The organism is Rhodosalinus halophilus, assembly GCF_003298775.1.
GTDB classification, from domain to species: domain Bacteria; phylum Pseudomonadota; class Alphaproteobacteria; order Rhodobacterales; family Rhodobacteraceae; genus Rhodosalinus; species Rhodosalinus halophilus.
Genome location: NZ_QNTQ01000069.1, coordinates 1 through 445, shown reverse-complemented (window position 1 = coordinate 445; position 445 = coordinate 1). Strand labels below are relative to the sequence as shown.

Annotated in this window: 1 protein-coding gene; it reads right to left on the bottom strand. The window is 69.7% G+C overall.

Annotated elements, in window-relative coordinates; genetic code table 11:
* Window positions 1-445, bottom strand: a 445-nt coding sequence (locus DRV85_RS18895; RefSeq protein WP_147238907.1) for an AMP-binding protein, incomplete at both ends; no start/stop codon positions are given.

The window sequence follows — 445 nt, the reverse complement described above, 5'->3', positions numbered from 1 at the left end:
TCGGTCTGCCACCAGGTGTCGACGATGGGGCATCTGCCCTTGCCCACCACCCGGTCGTACCAGGCCCAGGCCTCGGGGTTGATGGGCTCGCCCACCGTGCCGAGGAGGCGCAGGCTCGACAGGTCGTGGCGGGTGACGAACTCCTCGCCCTGGCCCATCAGCGCGCGGATCGCGGTGGGGGCGGTGTAGAACTGGTTGACGCGGTGCTTCTCGCAGACCGCCCAGAAGCGGCCGGCGTCCGGCCAGGTGGGCACGCCCTCGAACATCAGCGTGGTCGCGCCGTTGGCGAGCGGGCCGTAGACGATGTAGCTGTGCCCGGTCACCCAGCCCACGTCCGCGGTGCACCAGAAGATGTCGCCCTCGTGGTAGTCGAAGGTGATCTGGTGGCTCATCGCGGCATGCAGCAGGTAGCCGCCGGAGCTGTGCACCACGCCCTTGGGCTGGC